Raw genomic sequence first — 20,305 nt, forward strand, 5'->3', positions numbered from 1 at the left:
CGACGCCGACGCCGACGCCGCGCTCCCCGTGCCGCCGGCGGGGAGCCGGCTCTCGGCCCGGTGGCGGGCGACGCCAGCGCACGCCCGCGCCGTCCTCCTCGGGGTCGTGCTCGTGGGCCTCGGCGCGATCATGCGCCGACCGGACGCCGTGGCCATGGGCACGCCCCTCGTCGTCGTCGCCGCGTGGTCCCTCATCCTCCGGCCGACGGTCTCGCCCGTCGTCCATGCCTGGCTGCGGCACCCGGTGCTGCGCGAGGGGCAGACGACGGCCTGGACCGTCGACGCCCGGCCCGGCGAGGGCGTCGAGGACGTCGCCCTCGCCGTCACCGAGACCGAGTTCACCCGCTACACCCCGACCAGCCAGTGCGCGGCCAGCGGCGACGTCACGCAGTCGCCCCGCATCGACGTCCTGTGCGAGAGCACCCGCTGGGGACTGCGCCAGCTCGGACCGGCCACGTGCGCGGTGAGCAGCGCCTTCGGGTCCCACGTGTGGGCGCCCCCCGCGGTCGAGGCTCCCCCGGTGCCCACCGTGCCGTTGCCGGAGGCCTTCTCGGCGCGCAGCCCGACACCCGACCCCGACGGCCTCGTGGGCCGCAGCCGGTCCCGACGGCACGGTGACGGCAGCGAGCTCGCCGACGTGCGGGCGTTCCGCTTCGGCGACCGGCTGCGCCGGATCCACTGGCCGGTCTCGGTGCGCACCGGCGAGCTGCACGTGACGACGACGTACTCCGACGAGGACAGCGAGATCCTCCTGCTCGTCGACGCCATGCAGGACCTCGGCCGCAGCACCGGCCTCGACGGTGACGGCAGCAGCCTCGACAACGGGGTGCGGGCCGCGGCCGCCGTCGCCGAGCACTACCTGCGGGCCGGTGACCGGGTGGGCCTCCAGGTGCTCGGGGCCCACCGCAGCCCCCGCCTGACCGCCGGCCTCGGCAGCAACCAGCTGCGCCGCGTCCTCGACGTGCTGGCCCGGGTCCGGGTCGCCGACGGTGGCGTCGTCGACGAGAAGCGCCTCACCGGGCAGCTGCGCCACCCCGTCTCGGTGGGCACCCTCGTCGTCTTCCTCACCCCGGCCGTCTCCGTGCAGGTCCTCGCGCACGCCGCCCAGCTGGCCCGTCGGGGCATCTCGACGATCGTCGTCGACACCCTCCCACGCTCGATGGCCTCCGGGGACGTCACCGACGAGCAGCTGAGCGGTCTCGTGCCCGAGCAGGACCTCTCGCCGGGTGCCCGGCTGGCGTGGCGGATCCGGCTCCTCGAGCGCTCGCGCGAGATGACGCGCACCCGGCTCGGCGGCGTCCCCATCGTCACCTGGGTCGGCCCGGGCACCCTCGACCTCGTCCTGCGCGACCTCGCCCGGCAGCGGCGCGCCCCGAGGATGGTGACCCGGTGACCTCCCCCTCGCAGAAGGCGCTGCGGGCCGTCATCGCCGTGGCCTCGGTGGGGCTCGCCCTGCTCACGACCCTCGTCGCCCCCGGCGGATCGATCGTCGCCGCGCTCGTCCTCGTCGCCCTCACGCCGTTCGTCGTCCTCGACCCCGCGTCGCGGCTCACCACGGTCCTGCTCGGCCTGCACGCGGGCAACTGGCTGATGAGCGTTCCCGTCCCCGGCGACCCCGGCGCCTGGCTGGCGGCGCTCGTCGCCGCCGTGGCGCTGGCCGCGATCCACCTCGCCGCCGCCCTGTCCTCCTCGTTCCCGGCAGCGGCCACGGTCCCCGGCGCCACGTGGCGTCGGTGGGCGCGGCGGTCTGCGGCCGTGCTCGGCCTGTCGGTCCCGGTCTGGGCCCTGCTCGTTGCCCAGTCGGAGGCGGCTCCCGAGGGCGACCCCCTGCTCACGTATGCCGCGCTGGCCGCCCTCGCGCTGCTCGCGTTCGGCTTCTGGCAGGCGGGTGCCGGAGCGACCCCGGCCGGGCGGGCCGGCGCGCCAACCGATCCCCGGGGCCGGTGAGACGCCCGGGGCGGTGGGACGCCCGGGTCGGTGGGACGCCCGGGGCCGGTGACACGGCCACGGCAGGGGCGCGGACGGCATACGCGCCGTCGGTGCGTGCGGGAGGGGTCAGGCGGTGCGCTTGCGGCGCTTCGGGCCGGCGTCGCGACGCACGATCGTCGGGAGGACGTTCTTGCGCACGACCTCGTCGGTGACGACGACCTTGGTGATCTCGTCGTCGCTGGGGACGTCGAACATCACCGGGAGGAGGACCTCCTCCATGATGGCGCGCAGGCCACGGGCGCCGGTGCCGCGGGCGAGGGCCTGCTCGGCGACCGCCTCGATGGCCTCGGTGGTGAACTCGAGCTCGACGCCGTCGATGCGGAACATCTTCTGGTACTGCTTGACGAGCGCGTTGCGGGGCTCGGTGAGGATCTGGACGAGCGCGCTGGTGTCGAGCGGCGCGACCGTCGTGATGACGGGCAGCCGGCCGATGAACTCGGGGATGAGCCCGAACTTCATGAGGTCCTCGGGCATGACCTCGTGGATCGACTCGGCGAGGTCCTTCGGGGAGTGCAGCTCGGAGCCGAAGCCCAGGCCCTTCTTGCCGTTGCGCGACTCGATGAGCTTCTCGAGGCCGGCGAACGCGCCGCCGACGATGAAGAGCACGTTGGTCGTGTCGATCTGGATGAACTCCTGGTGCGGGTGCTTGCGGCCACCCTGCGGCGGGACGCTCGCGGTCGTGCCCTCGAGGATCTTGAGCAGCGCCTGCTGCACGCCCTCACCGGAGACGTCGCGGGTGATCGACGGGTTCTCGCTCTTGCGGGCGATCTTGTCGACCTCGTCGATGTAGATGATGCCCGTCTCGGCCTTCTTGACGTCGTAGTCGGCGGCCTGGATGAGCTTGAGGAGGATGTTCTCGACGTCCTCGCCGACGTAGCCGGCCTCGGTCAGGGCCGTCGCGTCGGCGATGGCGAAGGGGACGTTGAGCATCTTGGCGAGCGTCTGGGCGAGGTAGGTCTTGCCGCAGCCGGTCGGGCCGATGAGGAGGATGTTGGACTTGGAGATGTCGACGTGGTCGGCGTCCTTCTTGCCACCACTGGCCTCACCCGACTGGATGCGCTTGTAGTGGTTGTAGACGGCGACGGCGAGCGAGCGCTTGGCGACGTCCTGGCCGATGACGTACTGCTCGAGGAAGTCGAAGATCTCGCGGGGCTTGGGGAGCTCGTCGAGGCCACCGAGCTCGGAGGACTCGGCGAGCTCCTCCTCGATGATCTCGTTGCACAGCTCGATGCACTCGTCGCAGATGTAGACCGCGGGTCCGGCGATGAGCTTCTTGACCTGCTTCTGGGACTTGCCACAGAACGAGCACTTCAGCAGGTCGCTGGTCTCTCCGACTCGTGCCACTGGTCTGGGGTCCCTTCGTCCACTCGCCCGGTGTCGCGCCCCGGCCACCGGCCGAGTGTCTTCAGCGACGTCACCGACGCTACCTCGCAGCGACGCCGACGCAACCCATTGAACGCCTCCGGGGCGTCGCGAGTCGCCCTTGTCCGCTGAGGGCAGAACCTCCCCGGGCCGGGGGCAGAACCTCCCCCGGGCCGGGGGCAGAACCTCAGCGGTGCGGGCGCGCGGTGGGGTCCGGGCCCTCTCCTCGGGCCCTGCTCGCGCCCGCACGTCGTTCTCGCCGCGGCATGCCGCCGCACCGACAGGGACCGTCGGGAGCGCCATGGGCCTGCGGGAAGGACCCGACGACCCGGCGCGTCAGGACGCGGCGCCGGACCCCCGCTGCGCCACGCCCCCTGACGCGCCCGCGCCGAGGTCGAACCACCCGGGACGGGCGACGGGCCGGACGCCCGCCGCGGCGAGGACCCGGGCCAGGAGCTCCGGGTGCATCGCGTCGCGCCAGGTCCAGCGGGCGACGGCGGCCTGACGCCGCAACCGGTCCTCCCGCTTCTTCTCGCGCCAGAGGGCCTCCGCCGCCTCCCGCGGGTCGGCCCCGTCGCGCACGCCGTACTTCATGCGTCCGTCGAACTCCCCCACGACCCCCTGCCACCAGAAGTCGACGACGCCGATCTGCCCCTGCTCGTCGCTCATCGGGTGCTGCAGCGTCGGCCGCGGCAGGTGGAGCACGAACATCTGCACCCGCGAGAGGCTCTCGCCCGGGGACATGCCCAGGGGGTCGGCGAGGTCGCGGGTCAGCGCCGCCCGCACCCGGCCGTGCGCGCGGGGACGGAGCCGCGCGACCTCCTCGGCGAGGTCCGCGGCGGAGCACAGGTCGTGCCGCAGGGCGTGGTCGGCCGCCGCCACCGCGGTGACGAGCGTCCCGGACCGCGCGAGGTCCACGACGGTGCGCGCGACGGGGGTGACGAGCAGCCCGTGCACCTCGACCGGCTCGACCTCCTCACCCAGGTGCGGGCGCAGCAGGGCCGATCCGCGCACGTGCCGGCCCGTGACGAGGTGCCGCACGTGTCGCGGCCACTTCTCGATCCGCGGCAGCCCCCACACGGCCGCGGCGGACTCGACGGCACACACCAGGGGCTCGTCGAGCCGGCGCAGCAGGGCGGTGGCGTGGGTGAACGCGGCATACCGCTGCGTCGGGTCCAGCCCGGCCCAGACGCCGGCGTCGACCCACACCCCGCGCCGCACGTGGTGCCATCCGCCCCGTGAGGGCTCGATGCCGCTGCGACGCAGGTCCGACGCCAGGCGGAGGGTTCCCGGGTCGAACGGGAGGGGAGCAGCGGCACCGAGCATGGTCCGAGCCTGACACCGTCTCCCGTCCCGCCGGCGGCGTTGTCCACAGGCCCCGACGGACCCGCACCGCCCGGTTGTCGGGTCCCTCCCGCGGGGCCATGTCGCTCCCGCACCGGCATGCCGCCGCGGGGCCATGCCGGTGCGAGGACGCCATGGACGACGGTCGGCGACCCCCGGACACAGGTGTGCCGCCCGCTCCCTGAAGCGGACGGCATACCCGAGCTGTGGGCCGGGGCTCAGACCTCGAACGCGGCCTTGCGCGAGACGAGGACCTCGTCGATGAGGCCGTACTCCTTGGCCTGCGCCGCCGAGAGGATCTTGTCGCGCTCGATGTCCTTGCGGACGAGCTCGACGTCGCGGTCGGCGTGGTGGGCGATGGTGTCCTCGAGCCAGGCGCGCATCCGGAGCACCTCGTTGGCGTGGATCTCGAGGTCGGAGGCCATGCCGCCGGTCCCCTCGATCGCCGGCTGGTGGATGAGCACCCGGGCGTTGGGCAGGGCGTAGCGCTTGCCCTTGGCGCCGGCGCCGAGCAGCACCGCGGCGGCCGAGGCCGCCTGGCCGACGACGAACGTCTGCACGTCCGGCCGGATGTACTGCATCGTGTCGTAGATCGCGGTCATGGCCGTGAACGAGCCACCGGGGCTGTTGATGTACATGAGGATGTCGCGGTCGGGGTCCTGGGACTCCAGCACGATGAGCTGGGCGATGACGTCGTCGGCGGACGCGTCGTCGACCTGCACGCCGAGGAAGATGATCCGGTCCTCGAAGAGCTTGGTGTAGGGGTCGGTCCGCTTCATGCCGTACGAGGTGCGCTCCTCGAACTGCGGCAGGATGTAGCGGCTCGAGGGCCCCGGGACGGTCATGCCGCTCGTGCGGGACGGGTAGTTCGCGTTCATGTGTATGTCTCCTGGTCGCCGGGTCAGTCGGTGACCGGGTTGTCGGACGAGCGGCCGGCCTGGTCGGCGCGCGAGAACACGTGGTCGACGAAGCCGTACTCCTTGGCCTCCTGCGCGGTGAACCAGCGGTCGCGGTCGGAGTCGAGGCCGATCTGCTCCGGGGTCTGGCCCGTGTGCTCGGCGATGAGCTCGGCCATCTGCTTCTTGATGTGGAGCAGCTGCTCGGCCTGGATCTTGATGTCGGACGCCGTGCCACCGATGCCGCCCGAGGGCTGGTGCATCATGACGCGCGCGTGCGGTGTGGCGTAGCGCTTCCCCGGCGTGCCCGCGGAGAGCAGGAACTGGCCCATCGAGGCCGCCATGCCCATGGCCACGGTCGCCACGTCGTTGGGGACCCACTGCATGGTGTCGAAGATCGCCATGCCGGCGGTCACCGAGCCACCGGGGCTGTTGATGTAGAGCCAGATGTCCTTGTCGGAGTCCTCCGCGGCGAGCAGGAGCATCTGCGCGCAGATGGCGTTGGCGTTCTCGTCACGAACCTCGGAGCCGAGGAAGATGATCCGCTCCTTGAGGAGGCGGTTGTAGATGCTGTCGTCGAGCCCGAGCCTCTCGCCCGGTCCGGCTGCGACGATCTCGTTGCTGCTCACGCTGGTCTCGCTCCTGCCGTGATCGGTGGTCTTGCCTGTCGCTGACCCTAACGCGCGGGTTCGTCCCCGCACTCCCGCTGCCGGGTCGTGTTCGCCATGAGCACAACGGCGTATGCCGGTCAGCCGCGGTCGTGGACCGCCTCCCCTGCCGCGACAGCGGCGGTGGGCTCGGGTCCGGGGACGAGCTCGCGCACCGGCTCGCGCACCGACTCGAGGATGAGCTGGACGAGCAGCGCCATCGTGCCGACGGCGAGCAGGGAGCGGAGCACACCGACGTGGTCGCCGAGGAAGCCCAGCGCGGGCGGCCCGGCGATGAACGCGAGGTAGCCGATCGTCGCGACGACCGACATCCGCGCGCCGGCCCGGGCGGGATCGTCGGCGCTGGCGCTCATGCCGACGGGGAAGCCGAGCGAGACCCCGACACCCCAGACCGCCGCGCCGACGAAGGCCAGCCACGGGTTCCCGAAGATGACGAGGACCGAGCCGAGGACGGCCAGGGCGAACGTCAGCCGCAGGACCGGCACCCGGCCGTAGGTGTCGAGCCACCGGGTGCCGAGCAGGCGACCGACCGTCATGAAGGTGAGGAAGGTGGCGAAGGCCAGCACGCCGGCCCACGCAGGGACGCCGTGGCCCTCGACGAACGCGACCGCGAGCCAGTCGTTGGCCGTGCCCTCGGTGAAGGCGGCGACGAGCGTCACGAGGCCGATGAGGAGCGTGCGCGGCTCGAGCCACGCCGACCGGGGTCCCCGGACGGCGTTGCCCTCCGTGGCCGCGTCGGAGCCGTGCGCGCCCGCGGCCTCCGCGCCCGCGGCCCCCGCGGCCTCGGCGTCCTCGAGCTCGCGCGGGAGGAACTGGCGCATCGCCCAGAATCCGCCCGCAGTGACGACGAGCGCGGAGCCGAGGAGGTGCGGCAGCAGCGGGACCGACCCCCACGACATGCCGGCGCCGACGAGCGCCGAGAGGACGGTGCCACCGCTGAACGCGGCGTGGAACTGGGGCATGACGGTCTGGCCGAGGAGCCGCTCGACCCCGGCACCCTCGAGGTTCATGGCGACGTCCCAGACGCCGACACCGCTGCCGATGAGGAAGAGGCCGACCGCGACGACGGCCCGCGACTCGGCGAGGTCCACCCCGGCGCCGACGACCGCGAAGCCGAGCACGCCGATGAGCATGCCCGCCCGGATCGTGCTGACGACCCCGAACCGGTCGGCGAACCTCCCGGTCGAGGGCATGGCCAGCAGCGAGCCCGCCGACATCGCGAACAGGGTGAGCCCCAGCTCCCCCGCGGTGAGGCCGAGCGTGGCCTTGGCGTCGGCGATGCGCGAGGCCCAGGTCGCGAACGCGACGCCCGCGAGGGCGAAGACGACGAAGACGGCGGTGCGTGCGGACACGACGCGCTCGCGGGGCAGGGCGGGGCTGGTCATGGAACGGGTCTCTCTCGGGGGTGCGGGCAGGTCGACGGGTCACGACACGCCGGGTGCGCCTCCGGCACACGGGGTGTCGTGACCACTCGACCCGTGGTGACGGGCGTCGAATCGATTCGATAGTCTGTCGCGCATGACCCGTCCACGTCAAACGAGCAAGGTGACGCTGCGTGACGTCGCCGCGCGCGCCGGCGTGTCGATCAGCACCGCCTCCCTGGTCTTCAGCGGGCGCGGCCCGGTCGCCGACGCGACCGCCGCCCGCGTGCGCACCGCCGCCACCGACCTCGGGTATGCCGGCCCCGACCCGCTCGCGAGCTCGCTGCGCCAGGGGCGTGCCGGCGCCGTCGCCGTCATCGTCGAGGAGCGCCTGCGCGACGCCTTCCGGGACCCGTTCGCGCTCGCCGTCCTCGACGGCCTCGCGCAGGAGCTCGACGCGATGGGGACGAGCATGCTGCTCGTCGCCGACCCCGGCGGGGACGGCGCCAACCCGGTCGCCGGGCACGCCGTCGACGCGGCGGTCTTCCCGCTCTGCGGGCGCACGGACAGCCCGCTCGTCGACCACCTCCTCGCCCGCGGCATCCCGATCGTCGGGTCCGGGGCACCGGTCCACGACGCCGTGGGTCACGTCGTCGTCGACGAGCACGGCGCGTCGGCCGCCGCCACCCGCCACCTGCTCGACCTCGGCCACCGCCGCCTCGCCCACGTGAGCATGCCGCTCGGCCGTGCCCGGCCCACCCACCGGGTCGACGCCGCCGAGCTCTCGGGCTCGGTCCACCCCGACGCCCGCGACCGGGCCCGCGGCTTCGTCGACACCGCACCGGCGGGCAGCCCGCTCGTCGAGACCGAGCGACCCGACGTCGCGCAGGGTGAGGCCGCCGGCCGGCTCCTCCTCGACGTCGCCGCCCACGAGCGCCCGACCGGCATCGTGGCGCAGTCCGACCTGCTCGCTGCCGGCGTCATCCGCGCCGCCGAGGCACTGGGCCTGCGCGTGCCGCAGGACCTGTCGGTGACCGGGTTCGACGCGGTCGACCTCCCGTGGCTCGACCGCACCCTGACGACGATCGAGCAGCCGGGCGAGGCCAAGGGACGGCTGCTCGGCGAGCTGACCCGCCGCCGCCTCGCCGGGGAGCCGGCGACGAGCGAGCCGTTCCCGGTGTCGCTCCGGGTCGGCGACACGACCGCGCCACCCCCCTGAGCCGCCGGGCGGCCCCCATGGCGTTCCCGCCCTCGCATGGCCCCACGGCAGCAGGGCGCCTCGGGAGCGACAGGGCTCTGCGGGACGGACCCGACAACGGGCCCGAACGCACGTATGCCGTGTGCTCACCTCTCGGTGGGCACACGGCATACGCGGTGGTCGGCAGTCGGGCGGCGTCAGGCCGCCCCGGGGTCACGCGCCCGACGACACCTCGGCGAGCGTCGCGAGGGTGGCCTCGAGCTCGCTCTCGGAGACGAGCGGGAACGAGACCTTCTGGAGGAGTGCCTTGTCGGTGACCTTGCTCCAGTCGTAGGTGTGCGTGACGAGCGTCTGGCCCGGGCCCTGGGGCTCGAGACGCCAGACCCACTCCCAGCCGAGCGGCTCGGTGCCGGCGGGCGCGGTCTGCCACGCGAGCAGGGCGTTCTCGGAGAAGCCGACGACGTGGTTGTCGGTCTGGTAGTCGCCACCCATGTGGTCGCCGGACATGTTCATCGTGAAGACGTCGCCGACCTGCTGGATGCGGTTGGACTTCTCGTCCGACCGGACGAACCCGGAACCGTCGAGCTGCTGGTGGCGCTCGGGGTTGCTGAGGACGTCGAAGATCGCCTGGGCGGGCGCGTCGATGGTGCGCGAAACGGTGATCTGCGTGTCGTGGGTCATGCCTCGATCCTCATCACGGATCGGGCGCGAGTGCAAACGGGGCCGACCGTCAGCCCTGGCGTTCTCGCCCTCGCACGGCCCCACGGCAGCAGGCCGCTGCGGGAGCGACAGGGCCCCGCGGGAGGGACCCGACAGCGGGCCGGAACGCGCGTATGCCGTGCGCTCACCTCTCGGTGGGCACACGGCATACGCGGTGGTCGGGCGGGAGGTGTCAGGCCTTGGCCGGCTCCTCGGTGGCGTCCTCGACGTCGGTGATCTCGAGCTCGGCGGACTCGTCGTCCTCGAGCTCGGGGTCGACCGTCTCGGCCTGCGGCACGAGCTCGTTGAGGTCGATGGTCCTGCCGGCGGTGTCGGTGACGACGGCCTTCTCGAGGACGGCCGCGAGCGCCTTGCGACGCGCGACCTCCTGGACCATCGCGGGCACCTGGCCCTGCTGGTCGATCGCCTGGGCGAACTGGTTCGGGTCCATGCCGTACTGCTGCGCGCTCATGATGAGGTACTCGATGAGCTCGGGCTGCTCGACCGAGATCTCGAGCTTCTCGGCGAGGGCGTCGAGGAGGAACTGGCCCTTGAGCGCCTTGCGGGTGCTCTCGCCGACCTCGGCGCGGTGCTCGTCGTCGTCGAGGCGGTTCTCGCCCTCGAGGTGGCTCGTGACCTCGGCCTCGACGATGCCGTCGGGGACCGGGACCTCGGTGGAGTCGAGGAGGTGCTCGAGGACCTTGTCGCGGGCCTGGACGCCCTGCTCGAACTTCTTGGCCTGCTCGGCCTGGGTGGCGACGTCGGCGCGCAGCTCCTCGAGCGTGTCGAACTGCGAGGCGAGCTGGGCGAAGTCGTCGTCGAGCTCGGGGAGCTCGCGGACCTTGACCGTCTGCACGGTGACGGTGCACTCGGCGGCCTGGCCCTCGCGGTCGCCACCGGCGAGCGGGGCGGTGAAGGTCTTGACGTCACCGGCGCTGGCGCCGAGGACGGCGTCGTCGAGCCCGTCGAGCATGTTGCCGGAGCCGACCTCGTAGGTCACGCCCTCGACGTTGTCGACCTCCTCGCCGTCGATGACCGCGGAGAGGTCGATCGACAGGACGTCGCCGTTCTCGACCGCGCGCTCGACCGGGGTGAGGGTGCCGAAGCGCTGACGGAGCGAGGTGAGGCGCTCCTCGATGTCCTCGTCGCTGGCCGTGACCTCGTCGACCTCGACGGCGATGCCCTCGAGCTCGGGGAGCTCGATGTCGGGACGCACGTCGGTCTCGACGGTGAACTCGAGGTCCTGGCCGTCCTCGAGGGGCACGGCGGTGACGTCGACCTCGGGCTGACCGATGGCGCGGATGCCCTCGGCCTCGACCGCCTCGGAGAAGAAGCGGGGCAGGGCCTCGTTGACGGCCTCCTGCACGACGGCGCCACGGCCGACGCGCTGGTCGATGATGCGGGCCGGGACCTTGCCCTGGCGGAAGCCGGGGATCTGGATCTGGGACCCGATCGTCTGGTACGCCTTGTCGAGGTCGGGCTTGAGCTCGTCGAAGGGCACCTCCACGACGATCTTGACCCGGGTCGGGCTGAGGGTCTCGACGGCACTCTTCACTTCAGGCACTCCACACGGTTGGGATCACGGGATGGTGCGGGCGCGTGGCCCGCGGTGCGTGGCCTCCGGTCGGCGCGCCGGTTCCGCGAGCAGCTGGGCTGGCGGGGTCGGCGTGAGCACGTGGCACACCGGGGAGATCACACTCGCGACCATGCTAACGGCACCGGTGGCCCTCGCCCGAATCGCGTCGGGCCGTAGCCCCCTTTGGGGAGGGCGACGGGTTACGGTCCCCCGAGCGGCCCGACCGGGCCGGACCCCTGAGGAGATCCCCCGATGACACGACGTCTCATCCGGCCCGCCCTGGGCGCCATCGCGCTCACCGCGGCCACCCTGGCCATGTCCGTCCCCGCGAGCGTGAGCGCCACCTCTGCGCCGTCGCCGGCCGTCGCCGAGTGCGACCCCGCCACGGGAACCACCTCCGCAGCGCGCGTGCGTGACGACGCCAAGGGCGTCAAGGAGCCGGAGCTCTACAGCAAGAACGAGGCCAACGCCTACGGGGTGCTCAAGGACAGCCCGCTCATGGCGGCCGGCTCGGTCACCATCCCGACCGTCTTCCACGTCGTGTCCAAGGAGGCCCTCAGCGGCGCCGCCGAGACGCGGATGAGCACGATGATCGACGCCCAGATGACGGTCCTCAACGACGCGTTCGCCGGCACCACCGCTCCCGACGCCGCCGACTCGCCGTTCCGCTTCGAGCTCGAGGCCACGACCCACACGGTCAACCCCACGTGGAACACCGTCGTCCCCGGCAAGGTCGAGCGCGACATGAAGAAGGCGCTCCACCAGGGCGACAGCAGGACCCTCAACGTCTACGTCGCCGACATCGGTGGCGGGCTGCTCGGCTGGGCGTACTTCCCCAAGGGCGTCGACAACAACGGCCGCAGCTACATCGACGGTGTCGTCATGCTCGACGAGTCGATGCCCGGTGGCACGGCCGGCAAGTACGCCCTCGGCGACACCCTCGTCCACGAGGTCGGGCACTGGATGATGCTCGAGCACACCTTCGCCCACGGCTGCTCCGCCTCCGGCGACTGGGTCGCTGACACCCCCCGTGAGGCCGTCCCGCAGTTCAACTGCCCGACCGGTGCCGACACGTGCACCGCACCCGGCCTGGACCCGATCCACAACTTCATGGACTACACCCAGGACTCGTGCATGAACATGTTCACGCCCGGCCAGGTGGAGCGCATGAACGACGCGTGGGTCGCCTTCCGCGCCTGACCCGTCCCACGTGACAGGGGTATGCCGTCCGCTCGTGCTGAGCGGACGGCATACCCCTGTCGTGGAGCGGGCGACGAGAATCGAACTCGCGTAGCCAGTTTGGAAGACTGGGGCTCTACCATTGAGCTACGCCCGCGTGCTCGTCGCGGTCGAGGTGTCTCGACCGGCTCGGAGCAGGCGTTAGCCTAGTGGCCGCCTCCGCGTGATCCGAAATCGAGCCCTCACCTCCGGACCACGAGGCGGCACGAGAACGTCCGGGGTATGGCGCAGCTTGGTAGCGCGTCCGCTTTGGGAGCGGAAGGTCGCCAGTTCGAATCTGGCTACCCCGACAGGACCCACTGGAGAGTGCGCGGCGCGCATGGTGTGCGGTGCGCGCGTTTGCGACGAAGGAGCAACTGAGCGTGCACGGCGCACCGTCAGTGGTGTGGTGCGCGCGTTTGCGACGGAGGAGCAACTGAGCGCGCACCACACCACTGACGGTGGGCTCAGGAGCGGGTGAGGGTGAACTCGACGACCGAGCGACCAGCCCGCAGCCCCTTCGCCTCGAACCCGTCGTCGGGCCGCCAGGACGGCCGCTCCCCCTCGACGAGGGTCCACCCGCCGTGGTGGGCGACCTGCCGGCGCACGTGGGCCGCGTAGACGTCGTGGTCGGTGGCGATGCGCACGACCCCGCCGGGCTCGAGCCGGTCGGCGAGCAGGCTGAGGCTGTGCTGCTGGACGAAGCGCCGCTTGGCGTGCTTGCCCTTGGGCCAGGGGTCCGGGAAGAACAGGTGCACGGCGGCCAGCGACCCGGACGGGATGCGCTCGGTGAGCAGCGGGAGGGCGTCGTCGCACTCCACCCAGAGGTTGCGCAGCTCCAGCGGCTCGGCGAGCGCGAGCATGCGGGCGACGCCGGGCACGTGGACCTCGGCGGTGAGGAGGTCGTGCTCGGGGTGCGCGGCGGCGTAGGCGACGGCGGCAGCGCCGTACCCCGAGCCGACCTCGAGGACCACCGGCGCGTTCCGCCCGAACCACGCCTCCCGGTCGAGGACGCCCTCCGCGGGGACGACGTGGCGGGGCAGCAGCCGCGCCATGCGCTGCGTGGTCAGCGGCGAGCTGCGCCAGCGGGGCGTGAAGGTGCGCACGCCGTGGCGGGCGACGTGGTCGAGGGTGGAGCGGGTGGAGGACACGCCACCGAGGTTAGCCGCGGTCAGCGGCGGACGATGACGAAGACGGCGCGGTCGTCGGAGTCACCAGAGCGCGCGGCGGAGACGACGGCGTCGGCGATGGACCCGGCTCCCCGGACCATGGCGTCGGACGCGGCGCCGAGCATGCGGTCGGTCCCCTCGGTGAGGTCGTGCCCTCGCGACTCGATGATCCCGTCGGAGTAGATCATCAGCGCGTCCCCCATCCCCAGCCTGCCGTGCGTGCGGGAGAACTGCACCCCCTGCATGATGCCGAGGACCGGGCCGCGACCACCCTCGAGCAGGCCCCAGGTGCCGGCGCCCGCGGAGTAGCGCACCGCGGAGGGGTGGCCGGCGTTGCCGACGGAGTACTCGCCGGTGTCGAGGTTGATGTCGACGTGGACGGCGGTGGCGAAGCCCTCCTCCCACCCCTGGCGGACGAGGTAGCTGTTGGCCGCGGCGAGGAAGGCCGGCGGGGTGAGGGCCCCCAGCAGCGCGCCGAGCGCGCCGGACAGCAGCAGCGACCGGGTGCCGGCCTCGCGGCCCTTGCCGCTCACGTCGACGAGGGCCACCTCGAGGTGGCGCCCGCCGTGGGTGCGGTCGGCGACCATGAAGTCGCCCGAGAAGCCCTCACCGTTGGCCGACAGCACGGCGGCCTCGGCCGACCAGCCCGGAGGCAGACCTGGCAGGTGCGCGGACTGCGCGATGCGGTCCCGGAGCTCGACGAGGAGGTCCTCGCTGTGGAACCCGATGGAGCCCACCCGCACCCTCGAGGACGCGACGACGAGCATCATCACCATGAGCGCGCCGATCGCGGAGAGCATGACGATCTTGGTGGGCCCGGGGGTGGGCAGACGCGGGGCGGCGATGCTCATCCCCAGCGCGATGACGATGTAGAGGGCGACGAGGTGGCGGTTGGAGAGGTACAGCCCGGAGAGCAGGATCAGCGGGGCGACCGTGATGGAGGGGAAGCGGCCCGGCCAGGTGAAGATCGCGAGGATGAAGCCGAGCGCGACGACGAGCGCCAGCGCGAAGAGGACCCGGTCACGGCGCGCGCCGGCCGCGAGGGTGTAGGCACGGAACCGCCGCGCCAAGGTCAACGGGCGCCGGCGCGAAAGGACGGTGACGTCCGTAGCCACCTGTCGGTCTCCTGTCTCGGGGCGGTTCCGAAGGACACAGTAACCGAGGAGTAGCCGGTGGCGGAACCCTTCGGAGGACCCCCCGCCGGATGCGACGTCAGGGCAGGTCAGGCAGCCTTTTCGAGCCCTCGTAGGCGGTGACCATGTCGATCCGGCGCTGGTGGCGCTCGTCCCCCGAGAACGCGGTCCCGAGGAAGGTCCGGACCATCGAGCGGGCCTCGTCGGCGGTGCTCATCCGGGCACCGATCGAGATCACCTGGGCGTCGTTGTGCTCGCGCGCGAGCCGGGCCAGCTCGTCGTCGTAGCAGAGGGCCGCCCGCACGCCGGCCACCTTGTTGGCGGCCATCTGCTCGCCGTTGCCGGACCCGCCGAGCACGACCCCGAACGAGCCGGGGTCGGCGGCCACGCCCTCGGCGGCACGCAGGACGAACACCGGGTAGTCGTCGAGCGGGTCGAGGCCGAACGGCCCGTGGTCGGTGACCTCGTGCCCCTCCGACTCGAGGAAGGCGACGAGCTCCTGGTGCAGCTCGTATGCCGCGTGGTCGCCGCCGATGTGTACGCGCATCTGTGGTCGGTCTCCTGTGTCGAACGTCAGTGGTCGAGAGGGGGTGGGACGAGGGGGTCAGTCGAACTGGGGGCCGACGGTGCGGCTGCGCTTGAGCTCGAAGAAGCCCGGGGTGCCGGCGACGAGGACGCAGCCGTCCCACAGCCGGCCGGCTGCCTCGCCCCGCGGGGCGGGGCTGACGACGGGTCCGAAGAAGGCGACGCCGTCGACGGCGACTACGGGCGTGCCGACGTCGTCACCGACGAGGTCGAGGGCGCGCTTGGTGGAGTCCCGCAGCTGGGGGTCGTACTCGTCGGAGGAGGCGAACCGCGCGAGGTCGGCGGGCAGCCCGGCCTTCTCGAGCCCGATGGCGATGGCCTCGTCGTAGTCGTCGACCCCACCGGGGTGGATCGCGGTGCCGATGGCGTCGTAGAGGGGCTTGACGACCTCGGGTCCGTGCAGCTCACCGGCGGCGGTGACGACGCGGACGGGGCCCCACCCTCGATCCATCATGTCGCGGTACTCCGGAGGGAGGTCGCGGCCCTCGTTGAGGACGGCGAGGGACATGACCGACCAGGTGACGTCGACGGGTCGGGTCTGCTCGACCTCCCCCATCCACCGGGAGGTCATCCAGGCCCAGGGGCACAGCGGGTCGAACCAGAACTCGGCGGTGGTGCGCTGCTCGTCAGTCATGCCGGCAATCGTGCCACTGCGCCGGGGGCGCGGGGACGCCGAGTCCACATGCGAGGATTTGGGCAGGCCACCCGATGTCTCCTCCTCCCCCGGACAAGAAGGACGTACCCGTGCCCGGCAAGAACCTCACCCGTCTCGAGGCCGAGGAGCGCTCCGCGCTCGTCGACGTCGACTCCTACGCCGTCGAGCTCGACCTCACGACGTCCGAGACGACCTTCGCGACGACGAGCACCATCCGTTTCCGCGCCTCCGAGGGCGCCTCGACCTTCGTCGACTTCCTCGGCACGTCGGTGGACACGGTGACCCTCAACGGTGCGGTGGTCGAGCCGGCATACGACGGGACGAGGATCGCGGTCGACGGGCTGGCGGCGGACAACGAGCTGCGCATCGAGGCCACCGGCACGTACATGAACACCGGTGAGGGACTGCACCGCTTCGTCGACCCGGTGGACGACGAGGTCTACCTCTACAGCCAGTTCGAGGTGCCGGACAGCCGGCGCATGTACCCCGTCTTCGAGCAGCCGGATCTCAAGGCGCGCTTCACCTTCACGGTCACGGCGCCGAGCCACTGGCAGGTGCTGTCCAACTCCCCCACCCCCGAGGGCGAGCCGACCGGTCGTGACGGCGTCTCGACGTGGCGCTTCGCCGCGACCCCGCCGATCTCGAGCTACATCACGGCGCTCGTCGCCGGCCCCTACGACGTCGTGCGCGACACCGCCCAGAGCCGCAGGGGCGAGGTCCCGCTCGGCATCTTCTGCCGGAAGTCGCTCACCCAGTTCCTCGACGCCGACAACCTCTTCGACCTGACGAAGAAGGGCTTCGCGTTCTTCGAGGCCGAGTTCGACCAGCCGTACCCCTTCGAGAAGTACGACCAGGTCTTCACGCCGGAGTACAACATGGGCGCGATGGAGAACGCCGGGTGCGTGACCTTCAACGAGATGTACGTCTTCCGCTCCAAGGTCACCGACGCGATCGTCGAGCGCCGCGCCCTCACCCTGCTGCACGAGCTCGCCCACATGTGGTTCGGCAACCTCGTGACGATGAGGTGGTGGAACGACCTGTGGCTCAACGAGTCGTTCGCCGAGTGGGCCTCGACCACGGCGCAGGCCGAGGCGACCCAGTGGACCGAGGCATGGACGACGTTCGGCACCCACGAGAAGGACTGGGCCTACCGCCAGGACCAGCTCAGCTCGACCCACCCGATCGTCGCCCCGATCCGCGACCTCGAGGACGTCGAGGTCAACTTCGACGGCATCACCTACGCCAAGGGCGCCTCGGTCCTCAAGCAGCTCGTCGCGTACGTCGGCCGCGAGCCCTTCCGGGACGGCCTGCGCGCCTACTTCGCCAAGCACCAGTGGGGCAACACGACCCTTGACGACCTCCTCGACGAGCTCGAGGCGACGTCCGGTCGGGACCTGCGCACGTGGAGCAAGGCGTGGCTCGAGACCGCCGGGGTCAACACGCTGCGCCCCCTCGTCGAGGTCGACGACCGCGGCCATGTGTCCGCGGCCGTGGTCGAGCAGACCTTCGCCGAGGGCTTCGAGACGATCCGCCCGCACCGTCTCGCGATCGGCCTGTATGCCGTGAGCACCGGCGCGGACGGCGCCACTCGCCTCACCCGCACCGACCGTCTCGAGCTCGACCTCACCGGTGCCCGGACCGAGATCCCCGAGCTCATCGGGCGCGAGCAGCCGGACCTGCTGCTCGTCAACGACGACGACCTCACCTACGCGAAGATCCGGCTCGACCAGCGCTCGCTCGCGACCGCGCTGGAGCACGTGCGCACCTTCGAGAGCTCGCTGCCGAAGTCGCTGATCCTCGCCTCGGCGTGGGACATGACGCGGGACGCGGAGATGAGCGCGCGCACCTTCGCCGACCTCGTCCTCGAGGTGCTGCCCGGCGAGGACGACTCGACCCTCATCCGCACGCTGCTCGCCCAGCTGTCGACTGCCGTCCACCTCTACGTCGCCCCCGAGCACCGCGAGCAGACCCGCCGCTCCACGCTCGACCGCCTCTGGGAGGCGACGCGGGTCGCGGAGCCGGGCAGCGACGCCCAGCTCCAGCTCGTCAGCGCGGCCGCCGGGTTCACGACGACGGGTGACGACACGGCATACCTGCGTGGTCTGCTCGACGGCACCCAGCAGCTCGAGGGCCTCGCCCTCGACACCGACATGCGCTGGACGCTGCTCACCGGGCTCGCCGGCGCCGGCGTCCTGGGCGACGGCGAGGTCGAGGCCGAGCTGGAGCGCGACGCCACGGCGACCGGTCGTGAGCGCGCCGCTCGCGCGCGCGCCGCAGTCCCGACGCCGGAGGCCAAGGAGGCCGCGTGGAAGGCGGCCGTCGAGGAGGCCGGGCTCTCGAACTCGATGGTCGACGCCTACGGGCTCGGGTTCGGGCGGCTCGGTGACGTCAGCGCCCTCGAGCCCTTCGTCGACCGCTACCACGCCGCTCTCGACTCCCTCAGGGACAAGGGGTCGATGGCGCTCGTCGAGTCGATCGTCGTCGGGTTCTACCCGCGCGGCCTCGCCTCGGCCCGGCTGCGCGACGCGACCCAGGAGTGGCTCGACGCGCACCCGGACGCGCCGGACGCCCTGCGCCGCCTCGTCGCCGAGAACCGCGACCCGATCACCCGCGCCCTCGCGGCGCAGGAGCGTGACGCCCGCGCATGACCCGAGTCGACCTCACCGCCACGCGGCTGACCGCCGAGCAGGTCCAGGACTGGCTGCTCACCGACGGGCTGCGCGTCCTCCTCACGATCGTCCTCGCCGTCGTCCTGCGCTGGCTCGCGCACCGGATCATCACGCGCACCGTCGCGGCGATGACCGCTCGCACCACCGAGCGCCGCGACGACGCGTCCGACACGTCCCGGGCCGGCCGGATCTGGACCGAGGCCACCGGCCTCGCCCGGGCCCGGCACCAGCAGCGCATGACGACCCTCGGCACGCTGCTGCGCAGCACGGTGACGTTCGTCGTCGCCGCCATCGCCGCCCTCACCGTCATGGACCTCGTGGGCATCCCGCTCGCCCCCCTGCTCGCCTCGGCGGGCGTCGGTGGCGTGGCCCTCGGGTTCGGCGCGCAGAGCCTCGTCAAGGACTTCCTCTCCGGGGTGTTCATGATCCTCGAGGACCAGTACGGCGTCGGTGACGTCATCGACACCGGTGAGGCGATCGGGACGGTCGAGGAGGTCTCGCTGCGGGTCACCCGGCTCCGGGACGCCGACGGGGTCACCTGGTACATCCGCAACGGCGAGATCATCCGGATCGGCAACCTCAGCCAGCACCGCGCCACCGCGATCGTCGACGTCCCCGTGGCCTACGACGAGGACGTCGCCCGTGTCTCCGCGGTCATCCACGCGGCGGCGGAGGCCATGGCGGGCGAGGATGACTGGCAGGGGCGGCTGCTCGACACCCCGACCGTGGCCGGGGTCGAGTCGATCACCGGCCAGACGATGACGATCCGCGTGCTCGCCCAGACCTCGCCCGGCGACAAGGTCGACGTCCAGCGCGCGCTGCGCCAGCGGATCAAGTCGGCCCTCGACGAGGCCGGGGTCAAGGCACCACCGATGGGACCCTTCGGTGGGTTCGGCGGACCGGGAGGACGCGCATGAGCTTCTACGACGAGGTCGGCGGCGCCGAGACGTTCGAGCGTCTCGTCCACGCCTTCTACCAGGGGGTCGCGACCGACCCCGCGCTGCGGGCGCTGTACCCGGAGGAGGACCTCGCGCCGGCGGAGCGCCGGCTGCGGATGTTCCTCGAGCAGTACTTCGGCGGCCCGCACACCTACAGCGAGGAGCGGGGCCACCCGCGGCTGAGGATGCGGCACGTGCACTTCCCGGTGACGCTCGACATGCGCGACCGGTGGATGCGCCACATGCTCGCGGCGATGGAGACCCTCGACCTCCCCGAGGCCAACGCGGAGGCGATGCGCGAGTACTTCATGCGCGCCGCCCACATGCTCGTCAACACCGACGACGCGACGTCGGCGACCGGTGGCGCACCGTCCACCGGTGGAGCGCCGTCGTCCTCCCCCGTCACCCCGGGCGGGCGCCCCACCCTCTGACGCACGCCGCGCCATCGGTCACCGGCGCACCCGATGGCGCAGGTGGAGCACCCGGTTGCCCCGGATCACCGCGTCAGGATCCTCCAAGAGGTGCTGGGCGTCGACCGACCCGAAGTAGCGCTTGCCGGACCCGAGCACGACGGGGACGACCTCGAAGACGCGGCGTCCGGCGATCGTCACCCCGACCTCGTCCCAGTACGCCCGGGTGTAGTCGTAGGACGCCTGCGACACCGCGAGGACGCCGCTGTCGTCCAGCGGGACGTCACCGTTGGTCAACCAGTCGAACAGCGGTCCGGGCTGGTCGTTCTCGTCGGCGATGAAGCCGTCCACCGACACCGACGCGTACATGACCACCGTGCCCATGGGGCGGCTCCTGTCCTCGGGATGCTCTCCAAATCAGCGCGTCGTGAGATG

General features: G+C 72.1%; 19 protein-coding genes and 2 tRNA genes. 8 read left to right on the forward strand and 13 right to left on the reverse strand.

The genetic code is table 11. The features are described 5' to 3' along the window. Together N801_RS14110 and N801_RS14115 are read left to right on the forward strand one after the other, a co-directional pair. A partial coding sequence (locus N801_RS14110) for a DUF58 domain-containing protein (RefSeq protein ID WP_052113061.1) occupies positions 1–1,393 on the forward strand: 1,393 nt, incomplete at its 5' end. After that, positions 1,390–1,947 carry a hypothetical protein gene (locus N801_RS14115; protein ID WP_035939071.1) on the forward strand — a complete coding sequence of 186 codons (558 nt, stop codon included), beginning with the start codon at positions 1,390–1,392 and terminating at the stop codon, positions 1,945–1,947. The genes N801_RS14110 and N801_RS14115, both read left to right, overlap by 4 nt. Before the next feature lie 108 nt (positions 1,948–2,055). Here the strand turns inward: N801_RS14115 and clpX are convergent, their stop codons facing one another. The 5 genes from clpX to N801_RS14140 form a co-directional block, all read right to left on the reverse strand. Next, positions 2,056–3,333 (reverse strand): ATP-dependent Clp protease ATP-binding subunit ClpX, encoded by a 1,278-nt coding sequence (gene clpX / locus N801_RS14120; RefSeq protein WP_035939075.1) that lies wholly within the window; start codon positions 3,331–3,333, stop codon positions 2,056–2,058. A 354-nt stretch (positions 3,334–3,687) separates the two neighbouring features. Further along, complete coding sequence (locus N801_RS14125; protein WP_052113063.1) at positions 3,688–4,677, reverse strand: hypothetical protein; 990 nt, start codon at positions 4,675–4,677, stop codon at positions 3,688–3,690. Between the two features lie 236 nt (positions 4,678–4,913). After that, entirely contained in the window at positions 4,914–5,573 is a 660-nt protein-coding gene (locus tag N801_RS14130; RefSeq protein WP_035939078.1) for an ATP-dependent Clp protease proteolytic subunit, read from the reverse strand. Between the two features lie 23 nt (positions 5,574–5,596). Further along, positions 5,597–6,220, reverse strand: coding sequence for an ATP-dependent Clp protease proteolytic subunit (locus tag N801_RS14135; protein WP_035939080.1), 624 nt, complete (start codon positions 6,218–6,220; stop codon positions 5,597–5,599). Between the two features lie 119 nt (positions 6,221–6,339). Next, positions 6,340–7,644 carry an MFS transporter gene (locus N801_RS14140; RefSeq protein WP_084108992.1) on the reverse strand — a complete coding sequence of 435 codons (1,305 nt, stop codon included), beginning with the start codon at positions 7,642–7,644 and terminating at the stop codon, positions 6,340–6,342. 133 nt (positions 7,645–7,777) lie between these two features. On the opposite strand from N801_RS14140, the gene N801_RS14145 reads away from it, so the two are divergent. Continuing rightward, positions 7,778–8,839 carry a LacI family DNA-binding transcriptional regulator gene (locus tag N801_RS14145; RefSeq protein ID WP_035939082.1) on the forward strand — a complete coding sequence of 354 codons (1,062 nt, stop codon included), beginning with the start codon at positions 7,778–7,780 and terminating at the stop codon, positions 8,837–8,839. A gap of 192 nt (positions 8,840–9,031) precedes the next feature. Here the strand turns inward: N801_RS14145 and N801_RS14150 are convergent, their stop codons facing one another. Together N801_RS14150 and tig are read right to left on the reverse strand one after the other, a co-directional pair. Continuing rightward, positions 9,032–9,499, reverse strand: a complete 468-nt coding sequence (locus tag N801_RS14150) for an SRPBCC family protein (RefSeq protein WP_035939086.1) — start codon at positions 9,497–9,499, stop codon at positions 9,032–9,034. A 211-nt stretch (positions 9,500–9,710) separates the two neighbouring features. Next, the gene (gene tig / locus N801_RS14155; protein WP_035939088.1) at positions 9,711–11,072 is read right to left on the reverse strand and encodes a trigger factor; all 1,362 of its coding nucleotides are present in this window, start codon (positions 11,070–11,072) and stop codon (positions 9,711–9,713) included. 273 nt (positions 11,073–11,345) lie between these two features. Here tig and N801_RS14160 point away from each other — a divergent pair, with 273 nt between their 5' ends. Continuing rightward, the gene (locus tag N801_RS14160) at positions 11,346–12,293 is read left to right on the forward strand and encodes a zinc metalloprotease (protein ID WP_035939091.1); all 948 of its coding nucleotides are present in this window, start codon (positions 11,346–11,348) and stop codon (positions 12,291–12,293) included. 62 nt (positions 12,294–12,355) lie between these two features. Here N801_RS14160 and N801_RS14165 read toward each other — a convergent pair. After that, a tRNA-Gly gene (locus N801_RS14165) sits at positions 12,356–12,429 on the reverse strand. 119 nt (positions 12,430–12,548) lie between these two features. Here N801_RS14165 and N801_RS14170 point away from each other — a divergent pair. After that, positions 12,549–12,622: transfer RNA gene (locus N801_RS14170), tRNA-Pro, on the forward strand. A 156-nt stretch (positions 12,623–12,778) separates the two neighbouring features. On the opposite strand, the gene trmB is transcribed toward N801_RS14170, so the two are convergent. The 4 genes from trmB to N801_RS14190 all read right to left on the reverse strand — a co-directional run bounded on the left by trmB (position 12,779) and on the right by N801_RS14190 (position 15,832). Then, positions 12,779–13,462 (reverse strand): tRNA (guanosine(46)-N7)-methyltransferase TrmB, encoded by a 684-nt coding sequence (trmB, locus tag N801_RS14175; RefSeq protein ID WP_035939094.1) that lies wholly within the window; start codon positions 13,460–13,462, stop codon positions 12,779–12,781. Positions 13,463–13,482: 20 nt separating this feature from the next. Then, the gene (locus N801_RS14180; protein ID WP_156996783.1) at positions 13,483–14,595 is read right to left on the reverse strand and encodes a PP2C family protein-serine/threonine phosphatase; all 1,113 of its coding nucleotides are present in this window, start codon (positions 14,593–14,595) and stop codon (positions 13,483–13,485) included. A 97-nt stretch (positions 14,596–14,692) separates the two neighbouring features. Further along, entirely contained in the window at positions 14,693–15,160 is a 468-nt protein-coding gene (locus N801_RS14185) for a ribose-5-phosphate isomerase (RefSeq protein ID WP_035939098.1), read from the reverse strand. 57 nt (positions 15,161–15,217) lie between these two features. After that, a complete protein-coding gene (locus N801_RS14190) occupies positions 15,218–15,832 on the reverse strand; it encodes a mycothiol-dependent nitroreductase Rv2466c family protein (protein WP_035939101.1) in 615 nt (204 codons plus the stop codon). Positions 15,833–15,942: 110 nt separating this feature from the next. Here N801_RS14190 and pepN point away from each other — a divergent pair, with 110 nt between their 5' ends. Genes pepN through N801_RS14205 form a run of 3 tightly spaced genes read left to right on the forward strand, consistent with a single transcriptional unit; the run spans position 15,943 to position 19,891 of the window. Further along, on the forward strand, positions 15,943–18,501 hold the full coding sequence (gene pepN / locus N801_RS14195; RefSeq protein ID WP_035939105.1) for an aminopeptidase N: 2,559 nt from the start codon (positions 15,943–15,945) through the stop codon (positions 18,499–18,501). After that, positions 18,498–19,439: a mechanosensitive ion channel family protein gene (locus tag N801_RS14200; RefSeq protein WP_035939108.1), complete on the forward strand. Its 942-nt coding sequence runs from the start codon at positions 18,498–18,500 to the stop codon at positions 19,437–19,439. Before pepN ends, N801_RS14200 begins: the two co-directional genes overlap by 4 nt. Continuing rightward, positions 19,436–19,891, forward strand: coding sequence for a globin (locus tag N801_RS14205; protein WP_084108998.1), 456 nt, complete (start codon positions 19,436–19,438; stop codon positions 19,889–19,891). Before N801_RS14200 ends, N801_RS14205 begins: the two co-directional genes overlap by 4 nt. An 18-nt stretch (positions 19,892–19,909) precedes the next feature. On the opposite strand, the gene N801_RS14210 is transcribed toward N801_RS14205, so the two are convergent. After that, the gene (locus N801_RS14210) at positions 19,910–20,254 is read right to left on the reverse strand and encodes a dihydrofolate reductase family protein (protein WP_035939110.1); all 345 of its coding nucleotides are present in this window, start codon (positions 20,252–20,254) and stop codon (positions 19,910–19,912) included. Positions 20,255–20,305 lie beyond the last annotated feature (51 nt).

It is taken from the genome of Knoellia aerolata DSM 18566, from assembly GCF_000768695.1.
Classification (GTDB): domain Bacteria; phylum Actinomycetota; class Actinomycetes; order Actinomycetales; family Dermatophilaceae; genus Knoellia; species Knoellia aerolata.